1 protein-coding gene and 1 pseudogene are annotated in these 1,766 nt (G+C 70.4%); both read left to right on the top strand.

Going from position 1 to position 1,766, the window contains the following annotated elements; translation table 11 throughout:
• A partial coding sequence (locus tag IVB13_RS21745) for an L-aspartate oxidase (RefSeq protein ID WP_247490385.1) occupies positions 1-1,517 on the top strand: 1,517 nt, incomplete at its 5' end.
• 11 nt (positions 1,518-1,528) lie between these two features.
• Positions 1,529-1,766 (top strand): annotated as a pseudogene (locus IVB13_RS21740) (nicotinate-nucleotide diphosphorylase (carboxylating)); the annotation flags it as partial.

Below are 1,766 nucleotides of genomic sequence, written 5' to 3'. Positions count from 1 at the left end.
AACTCGCGCCGCGGCCGGTGACATTGATCTCGGCTGCGCCGCTTGGACAGGGCGCGTCGTCCGCATGGGCGCAAGGCGGCATCGCCGCGGCCGTGGCCGACGGCGATACGCCGGAAGCGCATGCCGCGGATACGATTGCGGTCGGCGGCGGCATCGTCGACGAAGCCATCGCACTCGGGATCGCGCGCGAGGCGGCACCGCGAATTCACGACCTTCTCGCCTATGGCGTGCCGTTCGACCGCGATCTCGAAGGCAGGCTCGCAGTCGGGCGCGAGGCCGCACACTCGGCGCGGCGTATCGTACATGTGCGTGGCGATGGCGCGGGCGCCGCCATCATCGCGGCGCTGAGCGATGCCGTGCGGCGCACGCCGTCGATCCGGCTGATCGAAGGATTCGTCGCCGAAGCGCTGTTGACCGAGGACGGCGCCGTCACCGGCCTTCAGTTGAGCGAAGCCGACAATTTCGCCGCACGGCCGATCCTACTCGCCGCGCGGACGGTGGTGCTGGCCACGGGCGGCATTGGCCATCTCTATGCTGTCACCACCAATCCGCGCGAGGCCAGCGGATCCGGCCTTGCGATCGCCGCACGCGCGGGCGCGGTGATCGCAGATCCCGAGTTCGTGCAATTTCACCCGACCGCCATCATGGTCGGTCGCGATCCCGCGCCGCTCGCCACCGAAGCGCTGCGCGGTGAAGGCGCGACGCTGATCAACGGCCGTGGCGAGCATTTCATGGCGGCGCGCCATCCGCTCGCCGAGCTCGCTCCGCGCGACATCGTGGCCTGCGGCGTGTTCGCGGAGATCTCGGCCGGGCGCGGCGCCTTTCTCGATGCGCGGCAAGCGCTGGGCGCACGTTTTGGCGACAGATTCCCGACGGTTCATGCAAGCTGCATGGCCGCTGGCATCGATCCCGCCACGCAGGCCATCCCGATCGCACCGGCGGCGCACTACCACATGGGCGGCATCGCCGTCGACCATCGCGGCCGCAGCTCGATCGACGGGCTGTGGGCCGGCGGCGAGGTGTCGTCCACCGGCGCGCATGGCGCGAACCGGCTTGCGTCGAATTCGCTGCTCGAGGCCGTGGTCTACGCCGCACGCATCGCCGATGACATCGCCGGCCGCACCAGCCCCTCGCCCGCCCGCCTTGCGGACGCGGCGACGCCGCGCGGCGGCGCACCGGATGCTGCGGCCGTGAAGCGGCTGCGGATGCTGATGAGCGCGCATGTCGGCGTGATCCGCGACGGTTACGGGCTTGCGGACGCGGTTCGCAGCTTCGCCGCGCTCGAACGAGAGGCCACGAGCATCGCGGTCCGCAACATGGCAACGGCAGCCCTGCTCGTGGCGGCGTCGGCCTGGAACCGGCGCGAGAGCCGCGGCGCGCATTTCCGCTCCGACCATGCCGCGGACGTACCCGCCCTCGCGCAGCGCACGATGACGACGCTCGCAGCAGTACGCGAGGTCGCGGACAGCCTGAGCGAACGCCCGACACCGCGCACCGCACAACCCATGATCGCCTGACGGAGTCTGCCATGATCACCCCGACCTCTCTGCTCTATCCCGACGCCTTTCTCTCCCCGCTCGCGATCGACGAGGCCGTGCTCCGCGCGCTCGATGAGGATCTCGGCCGCGCCGGCGACATTACCTCGCTTGCGACGATCCCCGAGGCAACGAAGGCGCAAGCGATCCTGGTCGCACGGCAGTCCGGCGTGATCGCCGGCTTGCCGCTGGCGCTCGCCACCTTGCAAAAGCTTTCGCCCGACATCGAGG

This window comes from Bradyrhizobium sp. 17 (genome assembly GCF_023073515.1).
Classification (GTDB): domain Bacteria; phylum Pseudomonadota; class Alphaproteobacteria; order Rhizobiales; family Xanthobacteraceae; genus Bradyrhizobium; species Bradyrhizobium canariense_D.
The sequence above is the reverse complement of the archived record's forward strand: the minus strand, read 5'-3'. Positions and strand labels throughout refer to the sequence as shown.